Annotated in this window: 24 protein-coding genes; 15 read left to right on the forward strand and 9 right to left on the reverse strand. The window is 60.1% G+C overall.

The window, feature by feature from the left end; all coding sequences use genetic code 11:
• Positions 1–44 precede the first annotated feature (44 nt).
• Positions 45–983 carry a sugar ABC transporter substrate-binding protein gene (locus tag N434_RS14010; protein WP_110758719.1) on the reverse strand — a complete coding sequence of 313 codons (939 nt, stop codon included), beginning with the start codon at positions 981–983 and terminating at the stop codon, positions 45–47.
• 341 nt (positions 984–1324) lie between these two features.
• Between N434_RS14010 and N434_RS14020 the strand changes: the two genes are divergently transcribed.
• From N434_RS14020 to N434_RS14030, 3 genes are all read left to right on the forward strand, one after another.
• Positions 1325–2500, forward strand: a complete 1176-nt coding sequence (locus N434_RS14020) for a Gfo/Idh/MocA family protein (protein ID WP_110758722.1) — start codon at positions 1325–1327, stop codon at positions 2498–2500.
• 17 nt (positions 2501–2517) lie between these two features.
• On the forward strand, positions 2518–3462 hold the full coding sequence (locus N434_RS14025) for a sugar phosphate isomerase/epimerase family protein (RefSeq protein ID WP_110758723.1): 945 nt from the start codon (positions 2518–2520) through the stop codon (positions 3460–3462).
• 75 nt (positions 3463–3537) lie between these two features.
• Positions 3538–4533: a LacI family DNA-binding transcriptional regulator gene (locus N434_RS14030; protein WP_110758725.1), complete on the forward strand. Its 996-nt coding sequence runs from the start codon at positions 3538–3540 to the stop codon at positions 4531–4533.
• Between the two features lie 49 nt (positions 4534–4582).
• On the opposite strand, the gene iolG is transcribed toward N434_RS14030, so the two are convergent.
• The 4 genes from iolG to N434_RS14050 form a co-directional block, all read right to left on the reverse strand.
• Positions 4583–5572 carry an inositol 2-dehydrogenase gene (iolG, locus tag N434_RS14035; protein ID WP_110758726.1) on the reverse strand — a complete coding sequence of 330 codons (990 nt, stop codon included), beginning with the start codon at positions 5570–5572 and terminating at the stop codon, positions 4583–4585.
• 1 nt (position 5573) lies between these two features.
• Positions 5574–6590, reverse strand: coding sequence for a Gfo/Idh/MocA family protein (locus N434_RS14040; protein ID WP_181423975.1), 1017 nt, complete (start codon positions 6588–6590; stop codon positions 5574–5576).
• A gap of 129 nt (positions 6591–6719) precedes the next feature.
• The gene (locus N434_RS14045) at positions 6720–7769 is read right to left on the reverse strand and encodes a LacI family DNA-binding transcriptional regulator (protein ID WP_181423976.1); all 1050 of its coding nucleotides are present in this window, start codon (positions 7767–7769) and stop codon (positions 6720–6722) included.
• Between the two features lie 135 nt (positions 7770–7904).
• Positions 7905–8804 (reverse strand): LysR family transcriptional regulator, encoded by a 900-nt coding sequence (locus N434_RS14050; RefSeq protein ID WP_110758731.1) that lies wholly within the window; start codon positions 8802–8804, stop codon positions 7905–7907.
• A gap of 136 nt (positions 8805–8940) precedes the next feature.
• Between N434_RS14050 and N434_RS14055 the strand changes: the two genes are divergently transcribed.
• Positions 8941–9714, forward strand: coding sequence for an SDR family oxidoreductase (locus tag N434_RS14055; RefSeq protein WP_110758732.1), 774 nt, complete (start codon positions 8941–8943; stop codon positions 9712–9714).
• 186 nt (positions 9715–9900) lie between these two features.
• Positions 9901–10779, forward strand: a complete 879-nt coding sequence (locus N434_RS14060; RefSeq protein ID WP_110758734.1) for a hypothetical protein — start codon at positions 9901–9903, stop codon at positions 10777–10779.
• Between the two features lie 54 nt (positions 10780–10833).
• Here N434_RS14060 and N434_RS14065 read toward each other — a convergent pair whose 3' ends face one another.
• Positions 10834–11862 carry a LacI family DNA-binding transcriptional regulator gene (locus tag N434_RS14065; RefSeq protein ID WP_110758735.1) on the reverse strand — a complete coding sequence of 343 codons (1029 nt, stop codon included), beginning with the start codon at positions 11860–11862 and terminating at the stop codon, positions 10834–10836.
• Positions 11863–12001: 139 nt separating this feature from the next.
• On the opposite strand from N434_RS14065, the gene N434_RS14070 reads away from it, so the two are divergent.
• The 6 genes from N434_RS14070 (at position 12002) to N434_RS14095 (ending at position 18168) form a co-directional block, all read left to right on the forward strand.
• Complete coding sequence (locus N434_RS14070) at positions 12002–13036, forward strand: Gfo/Idh/MocA family protein (protein ID WP_110758737.1); 1035 nt, start codon at positions 12002–12004, stop codon at positions 13034–13036.
• Positions 13037–13048: 12 nt separating this feature from the next.
• The gene (locus tag N434_RS14075) at positions 13049–13951 is read left to right on the forward strand and encodes a sugar phosphate isomerase/epimerase family protein (RefSeq protein ID WP_110758739.1); all 903 of its coding nucleotides are present in this window, start codon (positions 13049–13051) and stop codon (positions 13949–13951) included.
• Between the two features lie 62 nt (positions 13952–14013).
• Entirely contained in the window at positions 14014–15246 is a 1233-nt protein-coding gene (locus tag N434_RS14080; RefSeq protein WP_110758740.1) for an ABC transporter substrate-binding protein, read from the forward strand.
• Positions 15247–15359: 113 nt separating this feature from the next.
• On the forward strand, positions 15360–16262 hold the full coding sequence (locus N434_RS14085) for a carbohydrate ABC transporter permease (RefSeq protein ID WP_110758742.1): 903 nt from the start codon (positions 15360–15362) through the stop codon (positions 16260–16262).
• Complete coding sequence (locus N434_RS14090) at positions 16259–17086, forward strand: carbohydrate ABC transporter permease (RefSeq protein WP_065117822.1); 828 nt, start codon at positions 16259–16261, stop codon at positions 17084–17086. The genes N434_RS14085 and N434_RS14090 overlap by 4 nt, the downstream gene beginning before the upstream one ends.
• Entirely contained in the window at positions 17083–18168 is a 1086-nt protein-coding gene (locus tag N434_RS14095) for an ABC transporter ATP-binding protein (RefSeq protein ID WP_110758744.1), read from the forward strand. Before N434_RS14090 ends, N434_RS14095 begins: the two co-directional genes overlap by 4 nt.
• A gap of 66 nt (positions 18169–18234) precedes the next feature.
• Here the strand turns inward: N434_RS14095 and N434_RS14100 are convergent, their stop codons facing one another.
• The gene (locus tag N434_RS14100) at positions 18235–18915 is read right to left on the reverse strand and encodes a pyridoxine/pyridoxamine 5'-phosphate oxidase (protein ID WP_236771473.1); all 681 of its coding nucleotides are present in this window, start codon (positions 18913–18915) and stop codon (positions 18235–18237) included.
• A complete protein-coding gene (locus tag N434_RS14105; RefSeq protein ID WP_286172264.1) occupies positions 18912–19739 on the reverse strand; it encodes an HAD family hydrolase in 828 nt (275 codons plus the stop codon). Before N434_RS14105 ends, N434_RS14100 begins: the two co-directional genes overlap by 4 nt.
• Between N434_RS14105 and phnF the strand changes: the two genes are divergently transcribed.
• Both phnF and N434_RS14115 read left to right on the forward strand, forming a co-directional pair.
• Positions 19738–20460: a phosphonate metabolism transcriptional regulator PhnF gene (phnF, locus tag N434_RS14110; protein WP_110758910.1), complete on the forward strand. Its 723-nt coding sequence runs from the start codon at positions 19738–19740 to the stop codon at positions 20458–20460. The genes N434_RS14105 and phnF overlap by 2 nt on opposite strands.
• 17 nt (positions 20461–20477) lie before the next feature.
• On the forward strand, positions 20478–20702 hold the full coding sequence (locus tag N434_RS14115; RefSeq protein ID WP_110758912.1) for a hypothetical protein: 225 nt from the start codon (positions 20478–20480) through the stop codon (positions 20700–20702).
• 31 nt (positions 20703–20733) lie between these two features.
• On the opposite strand, the gene N434_RS14120 is transcribed toward N434_RS14115, so the two are convergent.
• On the reverse strand, positions 20734–21402 hold the full coding sequence (locus N434_RS14120) for a transglutaminase-like cysteine peptidase (protein WP_065117827.1): 669 nt from the start codon (positions 21400–21402) through the stop codon (positions 20734–20736).
• A gap of 228 nt (positions 21403–21630) precedes the next feature.
• On the opposite strand from N434_RS14120, the gene N434_RS14125 reads away from it, so the two are divergent.
• The gene (locus N434_RS14125) at positions 21631–22647 is read left to right on the forward strand and encodes a DUF1402 family protein (RefSeq protein WP_110758747.1); all 1017 of its coding nucleotides are present in this window, start codon (positions 21631–21633) and stop codon (positions 22645–22647) included.
• Positions 22648–22758: 111 nt separating this feature from the next.
• Complete coding sequence (locus tag N434_RS14130; RefSeq protein ID WP_110758748.1) at positions 22759–23409, forward strand: DedA family protein; 651 nt, start codon at positions 22759–22761, stop codon at positions 23407–23409.
• Positions 23410–23726 lie beyond the last annotated feature (317 nt).

Consider the following 23726-nt stretch of genomic DNA (forward strand, 5'->3'; position numbering starts at 1 on the left):
GCATGGCGGCGCCCCCGCCGCCATGCATCTATTCTGGTAGAGCATCAGTTGCGGCTGTCATAGGTGGCCAGGTTTGCGGGGGTTACCAGTTCGAACGGAATCCAGACGTTCTGTTCGACCGGCTCCTTGGCGATCATCTTGAGCGCGGTTTCCAATGCACCCTTGCCCTGCCCTGCCGCATCCTGAAACACGGTGACGGCGAGCTCATCCGCCTTCATGGCCTTCATCGCATCCTGCGTTGCATCTATGCCGCCAACCACGATCTTGCCTTCGCCGGCGCCAAGCGGCTTTTTCACACCCTTCAGCGCCTGTATCGCGCCAAGCGCCATCTCGTCATTATTGGCAATGATCGCGTTGACATCGAGGCCGGCGCTCAGCCAGTTGGTAACGAGGTCGGCGCCTGAAATGCGGGTCCATTTGCCGGCCTGCTTGTCGGCAACCGTGATACCGGCGCATTCCGGTTTCTTCAGCACATCCTCGGCCGCCTTGGTGCGGACACGGGCGGCCTCATAGGCAAGATCGCCCATGATGATGTTGACCTTGCCCTTGCCGCCGAGCAGGCGGCACACTTCGGTCATCTGCAGGGTGCCGGCCTGATATTCATCGCTGCCGACGAAGCTGACGCCGCTCTCCGGCAGTTTTTCGACCGGCTGACGGTTCACATAGATCAGCGGAATGCCGGCGGCAGCGGCGGCGGCCGTAATCGGCTGGGTCGCCGAGGCATCCACCGGGTTGACGATGATCGCATCCAGTCCCTGGGCGACGAAATTATTGACCTGATCGAGCTGCCTGCCGATATCGGTCTGGGCATCCTCGAATTGCAGCTGAACATCCGGCTTGCCCTCGGCCGAGCTCTGCATCGCAAGCCGCAGGATCGTCAGGAAGTTGTCATCGAAACTCGACATTGCAACGCCGATATTGGCGGCATTCGCCGTCGTAAAAAGCGCGGACGACAAAAGCAGTGCGGACAGTAGGGATTTCATCGTTTCCTCCTCAATACGCCGGCGTGCGGCGCCACGTTGACCAAGGGCTCCTCAACCCTTGTTGTCACCAATAATGGGAGCGCTCTCAATCTGTCAACCTCGATAATGGTAATGAAGGGTCCGCACCGCAGGGCTTGATTGAATCCCATCACAATTATTTCCCACGCGCCAGAATTTCTGGCCAAGCCGTTAGCCTTGGCGCAGATGGACAAAGCCCTGCAAAATACGGGAAACCCAACGACAACCAGCCCATCCCCGATGGAGATCACAGCGATATTGACAATATGGGATCGCTCTCATATCAAAATGACAGATCACATATCCGTCTCTGGGAGGAACATATGACAGGATCGGCAATTGCGGTCATTGGCGCCGGCATGATCGGCGCTGCGCATGCCTTCGGCTACAGGGTCAATATCGACCGGTTCTCTGACCGGCTCCCCGGCCTGCGCCTGAAGACCATCTGTGACGCCAATGGCGAGCTTGCCGCCGCGATGGCGACAAGCTGGGGTTTCGAAACCATCGCTTCGAACTGGAAGGACGTGCTTGCGGATCCGGAAATCGGCATCGTCAGCATCTGCCTGCCGAATTTCCTGCATGCGGAGGTCACGCTGGCCGCACTCGCGGCCGGCAAACACGTCATCTGCGAAAAGCCGCTGGCGCTTGATGCGGAAACGGCAGCCCGTATCTATGAGGCATCGAAAACGACTGCCACCGTTTCCGCAACCGTCTTCAACTACCGCCGCATCCCCGCCATCGCGGCAATCCGGCAATTGATCCAGAACGGCGAGATCGGCGAACCGGTCAACACGCTTGTCCAGTATGAAAGCGAATATGCCGCCGACGCGCAGCTGCCCCATAGCTGGCGTTATGAGCGGGACCGGGCCGGACCGGGCGCGCTACTCGATATCGGCACCCATGCCGTCGATATAGCCCGCTTCCTGTGCGGTGAAGTCGAGGAGATCGCCGGTGCAATCGCAACCATTTCCATCAAGCAGCGCTTCCTGCCGGCCGGCGCCAGCATCGGTCATAATCATGTGGCGCTGAGCACGGAAAGCCGGCCGGTCGACAATGACGACGTCATGTCCGCCCTGCTGCGTTTCGAAAATGGTTGCCAGGGCACCTTTCTTGCCAGCCGCGTTGCAGTGGGCATGGGCAACAGCCTGACAGTTGCGATCACCGGCACGAAAGGCACGGTTCGCTACAGTTCCCGCACGCCGGCGCATTACGAGATCGCCCGTTTCGACGGTTCCGGCCAGTCGCCCTTCACCATCGTCGCCAACCATCCGGCTCTGCCTTTCGCCGCGCTGCTGCCGGTGCCGCATGACGGCGTCGCCATCGGTTATGCCGAGGTCTTCGGTTTCATGATCCATGAATTCCTCGACGCCATCGCCAGGGGCGGGCCGATGACGAACGGCTCCATCCTCGACGGCCTGCGCGCGAGCGAAATCCTCGATGCGATCCAGCAGAGCGCAGATACCAACCGGCCCGTAAAGGTCAGGCACGCCGCCGCCTGATGCCAAAGGAGCAAATGATGAAAATTGGTCTCAATACCGACGGCTTCGGCGCGCTGCCGCTTCCCGCCTGCCTCGACCAGATCGCAGAACTTGGCCTCACCCATGTCGAATTCGGACTTGGCGGCTGGTCGAGCGCACCGCATGTGGATATCGCCGATCTGCTTGCCCATACGGCTTCGCGTGATCGCCTGAAGGGTATGCTGAAGGAACGAAACCTCGAAATATCGGCACTGAATTGCTCGGGAAATCCGCTGCATCCGGGAAAGATCGGGGTAGACGACAGCAAACTTGCCTATGACACGCTGGAACTTGCCGTCCTGCTCGGCGTCGAACGGATCGTCATGATGTCCGGCCTTCCCGCCGGCGGGCCGGAGGACCGGAACCCGAACTGGATCACCTCCTCCTGGCCGCTCGAGGCCATGGAGATGCTGGAATGGCAATGGAGCGAAAGGCTTCTGCCCTTCTGGAGAAAATACGCAGCAGCAGCCGGGCAAAAGGGCCTGAAGATCTGCGTCGAGCAGCACGGCCGCCAGTGTGTCTATAATAGCGAGAGTTTCTTCCGCCTGCGCGACGCGGTCGGGCCAACGGTCGGCGTCAATTTCGACCCCAGCCACCTGATCTGGATGGGCGGCGATCCGATTTCCGCCATCGAGGCGCTGGGTGAGTGCATCTACCATGTCCACGGCAAGGATTCGCGCATCGAACTGCGCGCCCGGATCGACGGCCTGCTCGACACCAAACATGTGATGCCGGTCGAAGGCCGGTCCTGGAATTTCGTCTCGCTCGGCCACGGCACCGCCGTGCATGGCTGGCTCGATATTGTCAGGGCGTTGCGCAAGGCCGGTTACGACGACGTCATCAGCATCGAGAACGAGGACTATTCCATGCCGCCGCTCGAAGCCGTCGCCACATCGGCAACCACCCTGCGCTTCTGCATCGAACAATCCGCAGGCGTCAAATGACGCCTGCCGGGGCCGCGCCGCGAAATTAAAGCGCCGGCGCTTGCCAGTTTCCACCAGCCTTCTTTATAGGAAAGCATGAGCAACTTTCCCGCCCGCCCCGGAGTAACGCTTGAAGATGTCGCCAAGGCGGCGGGTGTTTCGCGCTCGCAGGCGTCGCGCGCACTGCGAAACGACCCCGGAGTTCGTAGCGACACGAAGGCCCATATCCTCACTACTGCCGCCAGCCTCAATTATACGCCGAACCTTGCCGCCCAGACACTGGCCAGCCGCCAGAGCCGTTCGATAGGCCTTGTTGTCGGCGATGTGCTCAACCCTTACGAAGCAATGCTGGCGCGCGAATGCGATAAAGCTCTGCGGGATGCAGGTTATTTCGCCATGCTGGCGGTCTCCGGCACGGCCGCAACGCTGCGCGCCTTCATCGACCAGCGCATTGCCGGCCTCGTCCTCATCGGCGCGCCGGGAGAGCGGGAAGAGATCGCCGCCGTTTCCAAGCTGCTGCCAACGGTTTATATCGGCCGCAACCTGGCCGAGGAGATGGTGGAAAGCGTAAGCTCGGATGATGCGCTCGGCGCCCGGCTGGCAACGGAGTTTCTGCTGGGGCTCGGCCATCGCGCCATCGCCCATATTACCGGCGGCACCGGCGCCGGCGCCAACAGCCGCGCAAACGCCTATCGCGACACGATGCAGCGGCATGGCCTGAAGCCCATCATCGCCGAAGGCCGGTATGACGTCGACGCCGGCAGCGCGGCAACCGATGCGCTGATGGCCCGCAAGGACCGCCCGACCGCAATCTTCGCGGCCAACGACCTCATTGCGCTCGGCGTCATCAGCCGGCTTGCCGGGCATGGCTTCCGGGTGCCGGATGAGGTGGCAGTCGTCGGCTTCGACGACATACCCATGGCGGCTTCCGAACCGATTTCGCTCACCACCATCCGCCAGAAGGTGCCGGACATGGTTGCCGCCGCCGTTGAAACGCTGACGACGCGACTTAACGAACCATCCGCACCGATCCGCAACCTCGTGATCGCGCCGGAACTGATTGTCAGGCGCTCCTCCGGCTTGCAAATCTGAAGCACGACGCGCCAGATTGTGACGCGCCACGCAATTGCTGCGGTTTGTCTTAAACCGCGACGCGCTTTCCGGTTTCCACCGATTGCACGCAGGCATTGGCAAGTTTGAGGGCCACGACGCCGTCCTCACCGGTGGTGGCCGGTTGCCTGCCTTCCTTGAGGGCCGCGATGAACTCAGCGATCTCGCCGGCATAAGACGCGGTGTAACGCGTCATGAAAAAATTCTGCAGCGGCGCGCTGCGATAACCATCCGCATTGCCGATGACGACCGTGTTCTCATGCTGGTTTTCCGCACGGGCGACGCCGAGCGAACCATGCACTTCCACCCGCTGGTCATAACCATAGGTGGCGCGGCGCGAATTGGTGATGACCGCCTGCCGCCCCGACGCCGTTTCGAGAATGACGGTGGCACTGTCGAAATCGCCTATGTCCTTCAGCTCCGGTTTGACGAGAACCGAAGCATGGGCCGACACCACAACCGGCTCTTCGCCGAGCAGGAAACGCGCCATATCGAGATCATGGATCGTCATGTCACGGAAAATGCCGCCCGAACGCGCGGCATAGGACAAGTCCGGCGCCCCCGGATCGCGCGAAGTGATCGTCACCATTTCGACATTGCCAATGCGCCCGGCATCGATCGCGGCGCGCACGCCGGCAAAATTCGGGTCGTAACGGCGGTTGAAACCGAGCATCAGCGTCACGCCCGCCGCCCTGGCTATCGAGACCACCTCTTCGGCGCGGGCAAGATCGAGATCGACAGGCTTTTCGCAGAAGACGTGCTTGCCGGCTCTCGCGAATTTTTCGATGAGGTCGGCATGGGTATCGGTCGGTGTGCAGATCAGCACCGCGTCAATGGATTGATCCGCCGCGATGACATCCACATCCGCCGCCCTCGCTCCCGAGGCCTGCGCCAGAGCTTCCGCTGCGGCCGGCAGGGCGTCCGTAACGGCCACAAGTTCGGCATCGTCACTGCCGGCAATCGCCCGGGCATGTACCTTTGCGATACGTCCTGCGCCGATGAGGGCAAGTTTGATCGTCATTTCAATATCCTTTCACATCAACCCATGCGCCGCTTTTCGCCGAGGCGAAAACCGCGTCGGCCACGGCCGCATTGGCCCGCGCGTCCCGCATGTCGAAATAGGGCACCGCCTCGCCGCGGATCGCCCGGGAGAAGTTCGTCACCTCTTCCTCGTATTGGTCGAGCGGCGGAAATTCGAGCGTATGGATGTCCGAATTCGCGTGGTCGGCCGAGGTGTCGATGGCGATGATGTTGGGGCTGACACGCGAGGGCACATAGGCCTGCGGCAGCGAGATGAAGGCCCTTTCGCAGACGATCTGGATCGATTGCGAGGAGGCCTGCGCCATCGAAACCATGAAGGTCGCGTGTCTGCCGTCGCCGAAATCGAGGATGACCGAGGTGAACATGTCGATGCCGCCGGCATTATGGGCGGCGGCTGCGAAAGCGCGCTTCGGTTCGGAACCAAAAACATAACGCGCTGCCATGGCGGTATAGCAGCCGAGATCGTAATAGGCGCCACCGCCGAATTCCGGCTTCTGGCGGAAATCCGCTTCATTGGTCATCATGAAAGACAGGAGCGAGGAGAAGGAAAGCGGCCGGCCATAGTCTTCCGCCTGAAGGATTTGCCGCAGCCTGATCCAGCGCGGCTGCTGGCGAACCATGAAGGCCTCGGAAATCTTCAGCGCCGGATCGATATCCCCGAGCTGATCGAGTTCCGCCGCCGTCATGGCTGCCGGTTTTTCGCACAGGACATGTTTGCCGGCCCTCGCCGCCTTGCGGGTCCACTCCACATGCAGATGGTTCGGCAGGGCAATATAGACCGCCTCGACGTCAGGATCTGCAAGCACCTCTTCGTAGCCGCCATAGGCGCGCTGAATACCGTGCCGGTCGGCCATGGTTCTTGCCCGTTCCACGCTGCGCGCACCGATGGCGAGGGGCTCACAGACGGCGCTTTTGACGAGGCCCGGAATGATGGCACCGTCCGCGATGCGCGCGGCGCCGAGTATGCCCCACCGGACGGGGGCGATGATGTCGTTCATGATGTTTCCTCCCTGGAGAGACGCCCGCCTTTGACCGGCCGAGAACGCCCTCGGACGCGGCAAACATGCCCCGGCGCATCGCGCCCGGCAAATGCCACACTGATGGAAAACCATCAGCCTTGCGACTTCTCAGAAAGGCAGCGGGTTCGGGAGGTTTTCCGGCCCGTAAAGGACGATGGGCACCTCCGTTTCAGGTGGAAAGGCCCCCTGTCCGGCATCGAAGAATTCGAAATGGCGAAGCAGGATGTTAACCGCCAGCCGCACCTGCAGTTCCGGGCTCTGGTCGATCGTGAGCGACATCAGTCCTTCCCGCAGAAACGCAGCGGTGTTGCGCGTCAGTTCGTGCCCGACAAAGAGGGGGCGATCCGGTAGAATATCGGCGCGGATGGCCCGCGCCACACCGATATTGGCCGCTCCCACATTGTAGACGGCGACGGTATCGGGCTCGGCATGAAAGGCCTCGCGCAGCTGAAGCTCCGAACGGGCGCGGTCGTCGCCTCCTTCCACGATGCGCGCCACATGCCAGCCCGGCGCCTTTTCCGCCAGAAACTGCGTGACCCCACGCACACGGTCGGCATGTGACTGGAAACCGAGATGATTGCACAGCAGGATGACTGGCCCCGGTTTGCGCGCCATCCTGCTGATGAAATAACCGGCCGAGCGGCCGGCGCGATAGTGATCCGTGCCGGCATAACCGATCCGCGCCGAGCCGGGAACGTCGGAGATGACGGTGACGACGGGAATGCCCCGGGCGCTCAGCTCCTCCACCGCTGCATGGACGAGCGGATGATCCTGCATATAGGAGACGACCGCATCGCAGCCGGTCTTTGCCAGCGCCTTTGCCAGGGTTTCCGGCCGCTCATCCTCCAGCACCGTCCGGTGAATGACGATCGACCTGTCGAGTGAGGTTGCGATCCGCCGGAACTCGAAGCCCATGCGGGCGATGAGCGGCAGTTCCGGCCGGGCAAGGATGACATCGATCCGGATCAGCCTGCGATGCGCCTGCGGCAACATGCGGCGCAGGCCAAGTTCCTTTGCCGCCTGCAAGACCCGTTTGCTGACCGCCTCGCTGACATTGCCGCGATCATTGAGGACCCGGTCGACGCTTGCCGTGCCGACCCCTGCCCGTTCGGCAACATCCGTGATCGTGACACGCCTGCCCTGCCGTTTCGACGCCATCCCCAAGCTCCTCCGCATCGTCTGCCCGTACGTTCAGTATTTTCGCCCGCACGACTATAACGACTATCGTCTTCCTGATGGAAATCAATCAACCATTCCAGCGCAATCTCGCCCGAACAATATCGCGCCGGCAGGTTAGAGCAGCTGCCGCCGCAACAGAGCTTCCAGCCAGTCGGCAAAGACCTGCAATCGCCGCGACAGATGCCGGCGATGCGCATAAAGCAGCGTCATCGGCATCGGCTCAGCCCGATGGGCGGGCATGACCTCGACCAGTTCACCGCTTTCGAGATGCGGACTGACATCATAAGCGGGTATCTGGATCAAACCGAGACCGGCCAGACAGCAGGCGATATAGGCCTCGGCACTGTTGACAGTGACGCGGCCGCGCATGGAAACCGAATGCAGCGCCTCGCCTTCAAGCCATTCCCAGTTTTCCACGCGCCCGCTGGAGGGCGACGCATAATTGACGGCCCAGTGGCGGGAAAGATCATGGGGGAACTGCGGCGTGCCGTGACGCTCCAGATAGGCGGGGCTGGCGACATTGATCAGCGGCAGCTTGCCGATCGGCCTTGCGATGAGACCGGAATCGCTGAGCGGACCGACGCGCAGCACGCAATCGATATTGTCTTCCACCAGATCGACGGCCCTGTCCGTAACACCAAGGCTGATGTCGATCTGCGGGTAAAGATCGAGAAACTCCGGCAGGGCGGGTGCGATGACAAGGCGGCCGATCCGGCCCGGCACATCGATCCGCAGCCGCCCCGAAGGTTGCGCCGCGCTCTGCCGGAACAGGTTTTCCGCATCTTCGACATCGGCGATCAGCCGCTGGCACCGCTCGTAAAAAGCCGATCCATCCTCGGTTGGAGAGACCTTGCGCGTGGTGCGGTTGAGCAGGCGGGCGCCGACGCGTGCCTCCAGCTCCTGCACCGCCGCCGAAACCGAAGAGCGCGGAATGCCAAGCGTATCGGCGGCCCGCGTGAAACTCGCGCAGTCTACGACGCGCGCGAAGATGCGGAACAGGTCGATGCGATCCAACGGACATCCTTCACTGTGCGGATTTTCTGACAAGTCATGTCAGAATGGTGGCCTTTATCGCGTAATTCTAGACGATATCCTTGCGACATGAAAGCGCGGCAAACGTCGCTGCGCACCGGCAAAGGAGGCCAACCCCATGACCGATCATTCCATCAAAGGTAAAACAGTCATCATCGCCGGCGGCGCGAAAAACCTCGGCGGGCTGATCGCACGCGATTTCGCCAGCCAGGGCGCAGGCGCAATCGCCATCCACTATAACAGCCCCGCCACAAAGGCCGATGCCGACGCAACCGTGGCGGCCGTGAAGGCAGCCGGCGCGGAGGCCGTTGCCCTTCAGGCCGATCTGACCACAGCGGGCGCAGTCGAAAAACTGTTTGCCGATGCCGTCGCCGCCATCGGCCGGCCGGATATCGCCATCAACACGGTCGGCAAGGTGCTGAAGAAACCGATCCTCGAAACATCGGAAGCCGAATATGACGAGATGACCGCCGTCAACGCCAAGTCGGCCTTCTTTTTCCTCCAACAGGCCGGCCGCCACGTCAACGACAATGGCAAGATCTGCACCCTCGTCACCTCCCTGCTCGGAGCATTCACGCCGTTTTACGCGAGCTATGCCGGCACCAAGGCACCGGTGGAACACTTCACCCGCGCCGCCGCCAAGGAATTCGGCGAACGTGGCATCTCGGTGACGGCGATCGGTCCCGGACCGATGGACACGCCGTTTTTCTACGGGCAGGAGACGCCGGAAGCACAGGCCTATCACAAGAGCGCAGCGGCCCTCTCCGGCTTCTCGAAGACCGGCCTTACCGATATCGAGGACATCGTTCCCTATATCCGCTTTCTCGTTACCGACGGCTGGTGGATGACGGGGCAGACCGTTCTGGTCAATGGCGGTTACACCACCAAATAACCCCGGTCGATCTTCTTCGATGTTGTGGTGGCGAAGCGCGCAGGCGTTTTCGCCACCACTCTTTTGGCGGGTATGACCAATTTCGACGGCTGAGGAACCATAAAAAGACGCCTGTCATATGGCCTGCATGAATATACCGATATAAAACTCCCCCATCCTGTTGACGAAGCCATTTGGGGGTAGCGGATGAATTCGGAGCGTCGCGGTGTTCTCGCTTTTTTGGGCAGCCTTGTTCTGGGCGCGCCATCCCTCGGCAAAGCTGCAAGCAAATCATCGGCCTTTGCCGAATCCCGGTCCGAATATAAACCCCGGCATGTTCTGTGTTTCCTCGGAACAGAAAAAGGTCTGGCAGCGCTCCAACAAAGCGCTCGCACCGCAGTCGACACATTTGCTGCCGATTTCAGTATCGATGAGGAATATTCGCAGGATGAACCGGACGACCGGATGGAGCGATCCTTCAGTGTGTGCTGGGATCGTGTTGACCCGGACACCTATCAGGAGGCCGACGAAGAGGCTGTCGCGGGACACGGTTCGGTTCTTTATGTGCTTGGCCCGTCGATGGACGCGGAAAATGCGGTCATGATATCCGCCACGGCCTTGCAGTTCGTGCAACATATGCTCGACCACGGCGCCATCGCCGTCAAAGGCGAAAGCGCAGGCGTCGCGCATGGAGCACGGCGCTGGAAAGAGCTTTTCGAGCAGTCGCGCAGCGACGCCGCGTCAGGTGATCTGCTGGCGCTTGCCAGAACCTGCCGTCTCGCTTTCGCACGCCGACCGATCGGCGACGATGCCAACGGCATGGCAAGCGTCGGATTTCATCTGGTCGGGCTGCCTGATATCGAGGTGGGCTTTATCCGGAAAGACGAAAACCTGCCGTCAACCAATCCGGAGCAATTGAAGATCGCCGCGCTGATGGACGATATTGCCGATCAGATGGCGCGCGATGGTGTGGAAACGACAGTAGCGGCTCATCATGCCACCCTGTCCAATGACATGCGCTATGAGGACGATAGTTACAAATTTAATCCATTCGGCGTCGTGAGCATTCAAGACTACAAACTCTGACATAGGCGAGCCGCCGCTACCGATGCTATCGCCCTGATGCCCGGGTGTTAGCGCCTAAGGGGCAAGATCACTCTCTCCCGCCACAAGCTGCATCGGCCAGATGCAATGGCGGGCCTGATCCGGATAGAAAGGCGCAAAGGCCGGCATGGTCGATAAAAGCGTCTGGGCGACCGTTACGCCAAGATCATGCAGCGACATGCGAAAACTGGTCAGGCGCGGTTCGAGAAACTGGCCGCGTGGGCCGTCGCGAAAACCGATGACGGCGAGATCGCGCCCCGGTTTGAGGCCGACTTCGGCAAGCCGCCGGTAAAGACCAACCGCCATCAACTCATAGATCAGGACGATGGCTGTCGGCCGCGGCCGCATCTGCAGCCACTCACTGGCGGCATGATATCCGCCCTGCTCGCTCGATTTTGTGCGGATAACCAGAGACGGATCGTATGTTATGCCGTTTTCCTCGAGGGCGCGTTTATAGGCCTCCAGAAAGACATAACCGAGATTGATGTCGTTGTCGGCAGCCGCCACCGCAATGGTACGATGACCTGCGGCCACCAGCCGGTTGACGGCGCTTTTCGCCACGCCTTCGAAATCGAGATCGATCCAGGCATGGTCCGTGCTGGACGAGGTGCGGCCGAGCGCCACAAAAGGCAGACGGGTCTGTTTCAGGAAATCAACACGCTTGTCGATCCGACGGGTCGAGGAAATGATCATCGCGTCAACCATGCGGCGCGCCACCATGCGCTTCAGATATTCGTCCGGATCTTCCTCCCCCGGACAGGGAAGAACGATCAGATCGAGATTGTGGCCGGAAAACACGCTTTGCAGGCCATCCGTCACACCCATGAAGAAGTTGTCGGAATTCTCCACCGTCTGCGCGTCGCTGCCTGTCATCAGGCCGATGACATTGGTGGTGCCTTGCCGCAGGCTGCGGCCCGATTGATTGGCGACATAACCAAGCTTTTCCGCCGCTTCCAGAACGCGACGGCGCGTTTCCTCGTTCACATCGGGCTTGCCGTTCAGGGCACGGGAAACGGTGCCTATCGATATCTCCAGGTAATCGGCAAGCTGACGGATTCCTTTCATGCATTCCCCTCCCAAACCGGATGCGCAATCAACGCGCCCCTTTACGGTCTTGACATATCTAACATCATCGTCATAGTCTCGTAAACGTTTACGACGCTTTGCGCAAAGAGGAGTTTGCGAAAGAGTCCGGGGAGATGAGATGACATTCAACGCCGTTTTATGCGGGTGCGGAGCCATGGCCAAAGGCTGGCTGCGCGCCATTCAATCCACGCCGGAAATCGCCTGCGCGATCAGGATCGCCGGGCTGGTTGATCTGAACGAGGGCACGGCCCGCGCACTTGCCGAAGAATTCGGGCTGGTGGACGCGGTCATCGGCACCGATCTCCGTGAGGTGCTGGCGCAAACAAAAGCAGACATATTATTTGATGTCGTCATTCCGCAGGCGCGCTTTGCCGTGGTCGCGGCAGGCCTTGAGGCCGGGTGCCATGTGCTCAGCGAAAAGCCGCTTGCGGCATCGATGGAAGAGGCGGCGAGCCTGGTGGAACTGGCCAAAAACGCCGGAAAAGTCCACGCGGTAGTGCAAAATCGGCGGTTCGTGGCGGGTGTCCGGCGGCTACGACGCGCCGTGGAAGACGGCATCATTGGTGATCTGACGGCCATTCATTGTGATTTTTTCCTTGGCCCTCATTTCGGCGGCTTCCGTGAAGAGATGAAGAACGTCCTGCTTCTCGACATGGCGATCCATACCTTTGACGCAGCCCGTTTTGTCGCCAATGAAAAACCCCTCTCCGTCTTTTGCGTGGAAAAGAACCCGGCCGGTTCCTGGTATGCCCACGGGGCAAGCGCCAATGCCATTTTTGAGTTCTCCAACGATGTGGTCTTCACCTATCGTGGCTCCTGGTGCGCCGAGGGTGAAAGAACCAGCTGGGAAGCCCGCTGGCGGCTGATCGGCTCGAAGGGAATGATCCTCTGGGATGGTGAAGACGGTTTCTCGGCTTCTGTGGCGGGCGATGAACAGGGCCTCTTGCGAGGTTTCACGACCGTAAACGTTTCCGATAGCGTTTCTGAACGGGATACACGCGGCCACGCCAGCGTCATTCTGTCATTCCTGGAGTCCATCCGCACCGGCCGGATGCCGGAGACGGCCTCTTTCGACAACATCAACAGCCTTGCCATGGTGATCGGCGCGATTGAAAGCGCCCGCCTTGGTCAGCGTGTTTCCATTGCAGCATAAGGACTGAAAGACGTGAGCAATCCGGCAAAATCCATCCGTATCGGCACCATGGTCAGCGCCACCAAGGGACAGGCGGCTGAGCGCATCGGCCAGATCGCCGATCTCGGCTTTGAAAGCTTCGAGCCGTTCTTCTGGCAGACGACCAACGGTCAGGACATCGCTGAACTCGGCAAGCGCTGCCGCGAGGCGATCGGTGAGCGCGACATCACCATCAGCACGCTCGGCATGTTCGGCAATCCGCTGGAAGAAACCGAGATCGACCTGCAGACATTGCAGGGCTGGAAAGACTGCATCGACAATGCCCATCATTTTGGCGCGACCTGTGTTGCTGGCTTTACCGGCCGGTTGCGTGGCAAGCCCCTGCCCGAGAGCCTGCCCCGATACAGGGAAATCTGGAGCGAGCTTGCAAAACGCGCCGCCGACAAGGGCGTGAAGATCGCCTTTGAAAACTGCGCCATGGACGGCAACTGGCAGACAGGCGACTGGAACATCGCCCACAATCCGGACGCCTGGGAAATGATGTTCAACGAAACGCCGGATGACAATATCGGCATCGAATGGGAACCCTGCCACCAGATGGTCTATCTCATCGATCCGCTGCCGCAGATCCGCAAATGGGCGGACAAGATTTTCCACGTGCACGGCAAGGACGCGACCATCCGCTGGGACGTCATTCGCGAGCACGGCATTTTCGGCAAGGAGAAGTTCGTCTTCATGCGCACGCCGGGCTTTGGCGACAGCAACTGGACCGACATTATTTCCGAACTGCGCCTTGCCGGTTGGTCCGGCTCCATCGACATCGAAGGTTGGCATGACCCCGTCTATCGCGATGCGCTGGAAATGACGGGCCAGGTGCATGGCCTGAACTATCTGAAAAAATGCCGCGGCGGCGATTTCGTCGTCGATCCGACATAACGGAAACCTTTGGGGAGAAGGTTTCCGAAAACTGCAGCGACGATAACCAAAAGGAGGAGATTATGGGTATCGCGAAATGCATGATGGCCGGCGCATTTGTGCTGGCGGGCGTATCCGCCGGCGCGATTGCCGCCCACGCAGAGGACGTGACATTGACCTTGTGGTCGCTGGATCGTGATATCCAGCCGGCACCGAACCTCATAAACGAGTTCAACAAGCTCAATAACGGCATCAAGATCGAATATCGGCAATTGCAGTTCGACGATGTGGTGAGCGAAGCGATGCGCGCCTATTCGACCGGCAATGCGCCCGACATCATCGCCATCGACAACCCCAACCACGCCATGTTCGCCGCCCGCGGCGCCTTTCTTGACGTGACCGACATGATCGCCAAGTCGGATGTCATCAAGACGGAAAACTATTTTCCCGGGCCGCTGAAATCGGTGATGTGGGACGGCAAATATTTCGGCGTGCCGAAGGCGACGAATACGATTGCGCTTTACTACAACAAGGACCTGTTCAAGGCCGCCGGGCTCGATGCGGCAAAACCGCCGCAGACCTGGGACGAGCTGGTGGAAGCAGCCCGCAAGCTGACCAACCCTTCAAAGAACGTCTATGGCATCAGCTTCAGCGCCAAGGCCAATGAGGAAGGCACCTTCCAGTTCCTGCCCTGGGCGCAGATGGCGGGCGCGACCTACAAAAACATCAATACCGAGGGTGCCGTCAAAGCGCTCGAAACGTGGAAACTGATGCTTGATGAAAAGCTGGCGTCACCGGACACGCTGACGCGCAGCCAGTGGGATTCCACCGCCACCTTCAACGCCGGCAATGCCGCCATGGTCATTTCCGGCCCATGGGAAATCGACCGCATGCTGAAGGACGCTAAGTTCGACTGGGGTGTTGCCCTGCTGCCGGTGCCTACACCGGACGCCCCCCGGTCTTCGGCCATGGGCGATTATAACTGGGCGATCTTCTCCAAGACCAAGCACCCGGAAGAGGCTTTCAAGGCCATCGAATTCTTCGCGTCTCAAGACAAGGATATGTTCAAGAACTTCGGTCAATTGCCGGCGCGCTCGGATGTTCCCGTACCGCCCACCGGCAATGCGCTGAAGGATGAGGCGCTGAAGACCTTTGTCGAGCAGCTGAAATATGCGCAGCCACGTGGCCCCTCACCCGAATGGCCGAAGATTTCCAAGGCCATTCAGGACGCCATCCAGGGCGCCCTGTCGGGACAGATGACGCCGAAAGCCGCGCTCGATCAGGCCGCTGAAAAGATAAAGCTGGTCGAAGGCTGATTGGATGGACGGGCGAGCGGAATGTCCGACGCCCATCCGCAGGGTTCCTCCCGGTGGGGTCGCCTGTCGCAAAATGCGGCGGCGGCCCCAAGCGGAGCTTGCGAGGATGTTTCATGAAAAAACTGTTTTCCAGCGTCAGTGACGGTCGCGGTTTCGACATCGTCCTTGTCGCCCTGCCCTTGGGCTTCCTGTTCGTCATGGCGGGTCTGCCGCTCATCTACAACATTGTCATGAGCTTCCAGGAAGTCGACATGTTCAGCCTGGGCACCTTCGTGCGCCCGTTTGTCGGCTTCAAGAATTACGTCGATCTGTTCCGGCAGCCGGAAACCCTGCCGATCCTGATGAACACCGTCACCTTCGTGGTCGCCTCGATTGCCGGACAGTTCGCCATCGGCTTCGGACTGGCGCTGTTCTTCTGGGTGAATTTTCCCGGCGCCACCTGGCTGCGCGGCCTGTTCCTCGTGTCCTGGGTCATGCCCGGCCTCGTCGTCGGCGCCATCTGGAACTGGATCCTGTCCGGCGATTTCGGTGTGCTGAATTTCTTCCTGCGGGAAAGCGGCCTGATATCGGGCAATATCTTCTGGCGTTCGGATGCGAATTTTTCGCTCTGGGCCGTCGTCATCGCCAATGTCTGGCTCGGCACCTCCTTCAACATGATCCTGCTTTCCGTCGGTCTTGCCTCAATCCCCGGCGATCTTTACGAGGCGGCGGAGCTGGACGGGGCGAACGCTTGGCAACGTTTCTACACCATTACCCTGCCGATGATGCGCTCCACCATCGGCGCGATCGTCTCGCTCGGGCTGATCTTCACGTTGCAGCAATTCGATCTTTTCGCCGCCATTACCGATGGCGGACCGAACAACAGCTCCAACGTGGCGCAATATTGGGCCTGGGACCTGTCCTTCCGGCAATATGATTTCGGCAAGGGCGCAACGATCTCCGTCATCATGATCGTTTTCGTCATGCTGGCTTCCATCGTTTATGTGCGTTCCACACGGCATGAGGTGCGCGGATGAGCACCACCAACCGCAATCGCCTGATGCTGGCAATCGCCATCGTGCTCGCCATCATCTACCTCTTCCCGCTTTACTGGATGTATCTGACATCGCTTAAGAGCGGCTCGGAGATGTTCGCCAACCCGCCCTCCTTCTGGCCCGGCGATCCGCAATGGCAGACCTATGCCTATGTGTGGAACAGCCGCAACATGGGGCGTTACCTGTGGAACTCGGTGCTGATCGCGTCCAGCGCGGTGCTGTTGATCACCATTCTCGGTGTCGGTTGCGCTTATGTGCTGGCCCGCTATCGCAATGTCTGGGTGGATATCGGTCTGTTTCTCATCCTCATGCTGCAGGTTCTGCCGGCATCGCTGATGATCACACCGATCTTCGTCGGCTTCTCGCAATTCGGGCTTCTGGATTATCCGCGCCTTTCGGTCATCCTCGCGATAGCGGCGAAAAGCATGCCCTTCTTCGTCGTGCTGGTGCGCGCCACCTTCATGGCCGTGCCGCAGGAGCTGGAAGAGGCGGCGCTGGTGGATGGCAACTCCCGGGTCGGCGCGTTTTTCAATATCGTGCTGCCGCTTGCCAGAAACGGCATTCTCGTCAGCGCCATCCTCATTTTCATGCAGGCCTTCGGCGAATTCGTCTATTCGAAATCGATGATACAGGCGGCCGAATTGCAGCCCGCCAGCGTCGGCCTCAATTCCTTCATGGGCCCCAATACCAGCGAATGGAACAACATCATGGCCTATGCGACCATGTATGTGACGCCCATTCTCGCCCTCTTCATTCTCTTGCAGCGCCGCATCGTTTCCGGCCTGACCTCAGGAGCGCTCAAATGACCCTTCAGATCGAACTTTCCGGCGTCAACAAATATTACGGCGCCTTCCATGCGCTGAAGAACATCAACCTTTCCATCAGGAAGGGCACCTTCGTCGCACTTGTCGGCCCCTCTGGCTGCGGCAAATCCACCCTTTTACGTTCACTCGCCGGGCTGGAAACCATATCGGCCGGCGACATGCGCATTGCCGGAACGCTCATGAATGGCGTGCCGCCGCGCAAGCGCGATGTGGCCATGGTGTTCCAGTCCTATGCGCTCTACCCGCATATGACAGTGGAGGAAAACCTCACCTATTCGCTGCGTATGCGTGGCGTGGCCAAGGCCGAGGCCCGCAAGGCGGCGGAAGAGGTTGCCGCCACAACAGGTCTTTCCAAGCTGATGAAGCGTTATCCGCGCGAACTCTCCGGCGGCCAGCGCCAGCGCGTGGCCATGAGCCGGGCGATCATCCGCAATCCGCAGGCCTTCCTGTTCGATGAGCCACTTTCCAATCTCGACGCGGCGCTGCGCGTCCATATGCGCAAGGAAATCCGCGCGCTGCACGACCGCCTGCACGCAACCTCTGTCTATGTCACCCATGATCAGATCGAGGCGATGACCATGGCCGATCATGTCGTCGTCATGCGCGATGGCATCATCGAACAGCAGGGCACGCCGCTGGAACTATACGACCGCCCGGTCAATCGTTTCGTGGCGGGCTTCATCGGTTCACCGGCGATGAATTTCATTCCGGCTACCGTCAGCCCGGATGGCGTTTCGCTTCTGTTGCGGTTCGGCGAAGGCGAGCCGCAGCAACCAATCAGCAATCCGGCCGCCTTGCCGCCGGGCCAACAAGTGATCGTCGGCATCAGGCCGGAGCACATAAGGCCCGTAGCGGCAAATGGCGCGGCATTGACGCTGCCCGTTTCGGCCGTGGAAACCACCGGCTCGGCCACATTCCTCACAACCGGCACATCCACGGAACTGATCATCGCGGTGCAGGGACGCAGCGAAGTCAAAGCCGGCGAGGTCATAGGCCTCGATATCAACCCGTCGGATATGCATCTCTTCGATGAGGAAACGGGCGTCGGTCTCGCAAGCCGATAAGCCGAAGACAAGCGAGACACCGGACCGTCGGCAAACCAAAACGGTTTCCAACGGTCCGGGTCGGTTTCACGGCCAGAGAAGAGACCTGTCCCATGCCGTGCCGTCCCCGGCGAGAACATATCGCAGCCGCTTGTGATTGCGGTCGGACGCCCCCTGCCAGAACTCCGCCACAACAGGCGCAACGGCATAGACCCGCCATCCCGGCGAAACATAATCCGGATTGGCCGCGATGAGGGCCTGCGCCTCGGCCATGCGGCTTTCGAGGCCCTCGCCCGCTTCCAGAATTTCGCTTTGCCGCGAGGCGATGGCGCTGGCCCGCGAACTGACGGGTCGGTCGAGAAAATCTTCCGCACATTCGCCATCGGAAAGCATGATTGCGGGGCCACGCAGGCGGACCTGCCGTCCGAGCGCAGACCAGTAGAAGGTCAAAGCGACATGCGACCTGTTTTCGATCTGCCGCCCCTTGGGGCTCTCGGCTTTTACGGCAAAATGCCAGCCGCGCTTATCGAGGTTTTTCAGGATCAGCATGCGGGCGTCGGGCCAACCATTCTCGTCCACCGTGGACAAGGTCATGGCATGCGGCTCGCGGATACCTTCATTGAGGGCATCGTCCAGCCACAGGGCGAAAGCGTCCTGCGGCGTATCGGGCAGCGCAAGCGGATCGCACTCCGGAAGCGGCGCTTTCAGCGACGGGATTTGGCGCAGCCTGTCTTTCATCGACAGGGCGATGGCCTCGGAACATGTCATGGTCGGTTCTCCTCTAAAATGATGGCGGGAATGGCGGAAAGCTTGGTGACCGAAAGTCCGGGCCCCGGGCCTTCAGGTCGCAGCAAGATGGTCGCGAGACCGGCGGCCCGGCCGCCCGCAATGTCGGCATGGGGATTATCGCCAATCATCCAGCAAGCACGATGCGGCGCCAGAACCCCGGCCACATGACGAAAAAGCGCGACCGAGGGCTTCTCAAGGCCGATCTGCCCGGAGGAAAAAACGTCATCCATGTAACCGGAGAGCCCGATGCTTTTCACCAGTAACGGCAGTTCCGGCGCAAAATTGGACAGGATCACATGACGCCAGCCGGCCGCGGATAATTTTGCCAGCACGGGCATCGCCTGCGGATCGATTTCCCAGCCGGCGGGATCGAGATAGATCTCACGCGAGTGTTCTGCGACCTCCGCCACCATGCCTCGGTCCATGCCCAGTGCCACGAGCGCCGCTTCGGCTGCCGTGAGAATGGCGCGCCACCATCCTTCCGCATCTCCCGCAAAGGCATGCGCGAGTTCCGCCCGATGCCAGGGAAACGCGCCGGACAAAAACGGACGGATATTGTCAGCCATGCCGAGGAAGGCGGGATCGGCCATTCCCGCTGCGGCCTCCAGCGCGCCGGTATAACGTCCCCTGCGAACGGCAAGGGTGCCCTCAAAATCCCAAACAATGTAGCGATAACGCGAAATACTGGTATTCACGCGGACAACCGGGATGAATGAGTTATAAATGGAATAAACCTCGAATAAGAGGTATATACCTTTAAACTCATTCATATGACATCTGCAAGACAATCGGACGCCGCGCATGGACAAAGGAACATCAGAAACACAATCGCTCTGGCGGCAGGTCGCCACCGCATTGCGCGGGCGGATCGAACAGGGGCAGTTGAAGCCCGGCGAAAAAATTCCCTCCAGCCAGGACATCGCCCGGGAATTCAACGTCAACCGTATGACCGCGCGCCGCGCGCTGGCATCACTGGAAGAACAAGGCCTGCTGCGCATTCTGCACGGCAGCGGCACATTTGTCAGCGAAGCGCCGATCCCTTACGTCGTTGGCCGCCGCGTGCATTTCGACCGCAATCTTGAAGCCGTGAATGCGCGCCCGGAACGCAAACTGCTGCGCTGGTGGCTTGAACCGGCGACGCAAGACGTCGCGGCAGCTCTTGGTCTTGGTGCAAAAGCGCCGCTGATCGCCCTGGAAATCGGCGCCTACGCCAACGGCCACCCCATCGGCATCGGCACGCGCTTTTGTTGCGCGACACGGTTTTCCGGCTTTCCGGAGATTTTCGAGGAACTTGGATCGATCAGCGAAACGCTGAAACGGTTCGGCGTGAATGACTATCACCGTGCAAAAACAATCGTCGTCGCAAGGCTGCCCGCTCCGCACGAACATCATTTCCTCAAATCGTCGAAATCCCTGCCGGTCCTCGCCTATACCGCGATAGACCAGACGACGGACGGCGACCCGATATCCTGCTTCATCGGTTGCTTCTCGTCACAGGCGATCGAATTGCACATCACCGACTGATGATCGGGGAAACGCGAATGAACCTGAACAGGAAGACATGGTTGCTTATTGGCATTGCCGCCCTTCTGGCATTTGCCGCTTTCCAGCTGAAGGATTTTCACATCGGCATAGGGGAGCGCGCCATGGGCGGCTATGATGGTTCCTCCACCGATCCTGAAGCAGCCTCCGATGCTGCGCGTGAAGCAAGGGAGGCGGCCGCGCGCGCCGAAGCCGCAGTCGATGCCCTGAAACATCAGGACTAGGTGTTGCAGCAGGTTCCCGGAAACCGCTGGTTCAGCGGTTCCTGAACAGATCGATGATGTTGCGGCGCGCGGTGGTTGCGGGCACGGCGGTGCCACGATCGACCTCCCGCGCGGCGATGGCCGGCGAACCGGAGCCATCAATATCCACCCAGCGACCGGCATGGTTGGTGGATTGACGCTTGAGATAGCTATAGGGCGTCTCGTCCCAGCGGAGGATTTTCGGCTTCATATTGTCGAGAATGAAATCGCCGCGATCCGTCCTTACCGTGAGGACGGCATGACCATCTCCCCGCTCGTCACGGACAACGGTGATCAGCAGGTTGGAGGCCGGCAGGCCGATATCCATCAGGCGCTTGCGCTTTTCCAGCACGATGTCATCGCAATCCCCGGCACCCTTGTAGGGATATTCCCAATAGTCCTCGTAACCCCATACTTCCATATCGGAACGCTGGTCGATTTCGACATTGACGGTGCTGTTGACGGAAACGATGGTTTTCCAGTTGTCGGGCGTGAGATGAAGCGGCGGCATGGCCTTCACGGGCTGACACTCCGCCGAATGCCGCTGGCAGAATTCATAGTGCCCCACCGGCTGCGAGGTGATCGCACCCGTCGACATCGAGGGCGAAGCCTCTGCCGGCGAAAGCAGGCCCACAGCGGTCAGCAGAAAACATGCTTGCAGTATTTTTTTGAAATAGGTCATGTCCATCTCCTGATGACATGACCTACCGCTACCGGCTTGACTTCACTTGAAACAAATCACTCGACTTTTAACGATACCGATAATAGCGGCGTTTTCCTCCCCTCGCACCGTCCACGCCCCTCGTGGCACCGGCAACGGTAATGTGAGCGGCGGCAACTTGCCATGCATGGTGGGCCTGCCTATGAAGGAGCCGTCACCGCAATAAATCCACATTACAGAGAACGCTGCATGAGCCTGTTTGCGAAGATCACCCGCGCAGCCACCGTCATTCTGACATTGGCCTGCCTTCCCAATTACGCGGTGGCGCAGCAGATGACTGTCGTTCCCCCCGGAAACCGCTCGGCGGAGCAGCCGGAAATACCGAGAGCCTCGGCGATCCGGACCAAGGCTTTCTATACGACCTACGAGGAAAAATTCCGCAAGACGATTGATCTCCTGAACAGCGAGCCCGCCCTCGTCGGCAAGATCAAGAAGGCGGCGGCAGCCTATGGCATCGACCCGATCCACATTGTCGGCGCCATCGTCGGCGAGCACACCTTCAACGTCTCGGCCGTGGATCGCCTGCAGACCTATTACGTCAAGGCCATTTCCTACGCCGAACTCGATATCAAATTCAGCTATAATGGCGTTTCCCTGAAGACATTCCTCCAGCGGCCGGAATTCCGGTCCTGCGAGCCGCTTGCCACCACCTCCGAACAATGGAGCTGCCGCGATACCGTCTGGGACGAGGATTTCCGCGGCAAGGTGGTGGATGGCGCCAGCTACGAGGCCATCTCGTTCCAGCGTGCCTTCTTCCAGCCCTTTTATGCCGGGCAGACCTTCGGTCTTGGCCAGATCAGCCCACTGACGGCGTTGCAGGTCACCGACCTCGTCAACAGAACGAGCGGCCTGCCGAAACTCTCGGCGGACAGGCCGAAGGAAATCTACCGCGACGTCATGGACCCCGACCGCAGCATCATCTACATCGCCGCCATCATCAGGGATTCCATCGACGCCTACAGGGAAAAAGGCTTCGACATCTCGGGCAATCCCGGCATTACCGCCACGCTTTACAATGTCGGCCAGCCGAGGCGGCGCGCCGAACGCCTGCGGGCAGCCGTGGATGCAGGCGCAAAAACCCGCCTGCCGGTCGAAAACTATTATGGATGGCTGATCAACGACCGCCTCGATGTCCTCAAAAGCATTCTCGATGGCAAGGCCGTAGACCAGCGAACGACATCGGACATCGGCGGGAAAACGCGATAGCAACAAGTCTTACCGCCGTCTCGTCAAGCATTGACTGATCCGGCCGTGCCACCGGCGGCGGTTCGGGCGGCGGTAACAATTTCGTCATCGTGAATATCTGCGGAGTTCGATTTGGACAGTCTTCTCGAAGCAACGGAAACCTTCATTCGCACACATCAGGCATGGGCGGGCGCGATTGTCGGCTTCATTGCCTTCGGGGAGTCGATCGTCATTCTCGGGCTCATAATTCCGGCCACGGCGCTGATGCTCCTGATCGGTGGGCTGGTCGGCAGCGGCGTCATCGACCCCTTTCCCGTGGTCACAGGAGCAATCATCGGCGCGGTACTCGGCGATATCATATCCTACATGATGGGCAAATGGCTGGGGCCGAGCGTGGTTCATCGATGGCCATTGCGGCACTATCGCGAACGGGTCGCGCGGGTGCGGCTCTTTTTCCGGAAATACGGCTTCTTTGCCGTGTTCTTCGGCCGTTTTTTCGGACCTTTGCGCTGCACGGTTCCTCTGGTCGCGGGCATGATCGGGATGGATCAACGCCGCTTCCAGGCTGCCAACATCGCCTCCGCCATTCTCTGGGTGCCTGTGCTGCTTGCCCCGGGCTGGCTCGCGGCAAAGGGCGCGGAACAGTTTGGCGAACTCACAGAGGTCCACTGGCTGGGCCTTGCGGTTCTGGCGACGGTAATCGCCATTCTGATCGCCTTCGCCGGCGCCTGGATCACGCGACGCATGACCCCCGCCAGAAAGAGGCCAAGCCGCGCGCGGTGATGGTACCAGGCAGGCAAATTCCGCCGCTTCGCAAACATTCCACACCCGGCATCAATGGCCCACATCCGGTCGGGATGAATGAAAACGCTTTTCTGTCCGATGAAAATCTGCTAATTCGGCCAGCACAAGAATTCACGGATAGCGGGATAAATTCACCCCATGCCTGACGAAGGCGACAGTACCGACAGTAGTCGACACCGAACGAGGCTGGCTCGCGTGACGCGAAGCCAGCCTCGGATTTTCTTGTTTCCCTCAACGCGACAGCTTTCAGCCTCGGATGTTCGGTCCGGGGCTTTGCGCGTTCGCACCCATTCCCA

The sequence above is a fragment of the Rhizobium sp. UGM030330-04 genome, assembly GCF_003208455.1.
GTDB classification, from domain to species: domain Bacteria; phylum Pseudomonadota; class Alphaproteobacteria; order Rhizobiales; family Rhizobiaceae; genus Agrobacterium; species Agrobacterium rhizogenes_A.

Bases quoted from the DNA above. Each gene is read 5' to 3' on its own strand.
- N434_RS14125 (WP_110758747.1), top strand. From the start codon at position 21,631: ATGAGCCTGTTTGCGAAGATCACCCGCGCAGCCACCGTCATTCTGACA.
- N434_RS14095 (WP_110758744.1), top strand. From the start codon at position 17,083: ATGACCCTTCAGATCGAACTTTCCGGCGTCAACAAATATTACGGCGCC.
- N434_RS14030 (WP_110758725.1), top strand. From the start codon at position 3,538: ATGAGCAACTTTCCCGCCCGCCCCGGAGTAACGCTTGAAGATGTCGCC.
- N434_RS14065 (WP_110758735.1), bottom strand. From the start codon at position 11,862: ATGAAAGGAATCCGTCAGCTTGCCGATTACCTGGAGATATCGATAGGC.
- N434_RS14040 (WP_181423975.1), bottom strand. From the start codon at position 6,590: ATGAACGACATCATCGCCCCCGTCCGGTGGGGCATACTCGGCGCCGCG.
- N434_RS14090 (WP_065117822.1), top strand. From the start codon at position 16,259: ATGAGCACCACCAACCGCAATCGCCTGATGCTGGCAATCGCCATCGTG.
- N434_RS14105 (WP_286172264.1), bottom strand. From the start codon at position 19,739: ATGCGCGGCGTCCGATTGTCTTGCAGATGTCATATGAATGAGTTTAAA.
- N434_RS14100 (WP_236771473.1), bottom strand. From the start codon at position 18,915: ATGACATGTTCCGAGGCCATCGCCCTGTCGATGAAAGACAGGCTGCGC.
- N434_RS14020 (WP_110758722.1), top strand. From the start codon at position 1,325: ATGACAGGATCGGCAATTGCGGTCATTGGCGCCGGCATGATCGGCGCT.
- N434_RS14045 (WP_181423976.1), bottom strand. From the start codon at position 7,769: ATGGCGTCGAAACGGCAGGGCAGGCGTGTCACGATCACGGATGTTGCC.
- N434_RS14115 (WP_110758912.1), top strand. From the start codon at position 20,478: ATGAACCTGAACAGGAAGACATGGTTGCTTATTGGCATTGCCGCCCTT.
- N434_RS14120 (WP_065117827.1), bottom strand. From the start codon at position 21,402: ATGACCTATTTCAAAAAAATACTGCAAGCATGTTTTCTGCTGACCGCT.
- N434_RS14085 (WP_110758742.1), top strand. From the start codon at position 15,360: ATGAAAAAACTGTTTTCCAGCGTCAGTGACGGTCGCGGTTTCGACATC.
- N434_RS14025 (WP_110758723.1), top strand. From the start codon at position 2,518: ATGAAAATTGGTCTCAATACCGACGGCTTCGGCGCGCTGCCGCTTCCC.
- N434_RS14055 (WP_110758732.1), top strand. From the start codon at position 8,941: ATGACCGATCATTCCATCAAAGGTAAAACAGTCATCATCGCCGGCGGC.
- N434_RS14060 (WP_110758734.1), top strand. From the start codon at position 9,901: ATGAATTCGGAGCGTCGCGGTGTTCTCGCTTTTTTGGGCAGCCTTGTT.
- N434_RS14080 (WP_110758740.1), top strand. From the start codon at position 14,014: ATGGGTATCGCGAAATGCATGATGGCCGGCGCATTTGTGCTGGCGGGC.
- phnF (WP_110758910.1), top strand. From the start codon at position 19,738: ATGGACAAAGGAACATCAGAAACACAATCGCTCTGGCGGCAGGTCGCC.
- iolG (WP_110758726.1), bottom strand. From the start codon at position 5,572: ATGACGATCAAACTTGCCCTCATCGGCGCAGGACGTATCGCAAAGGTA.
- N434_RS14070 (WP_110758737.1), top strand. From the start codon at position 12,002: ATGACATTCAACGCCGTTTTATGCGGGTGCGGAGCCATGGCCAAAGGC.
- N434_RS14010 (WP_110758719.1), bottom strand. From the start codon at position 983: ATGAAATCCCTACTGTCCGCACTGCTTTTGTCGTCCGCGCTTTTTACG.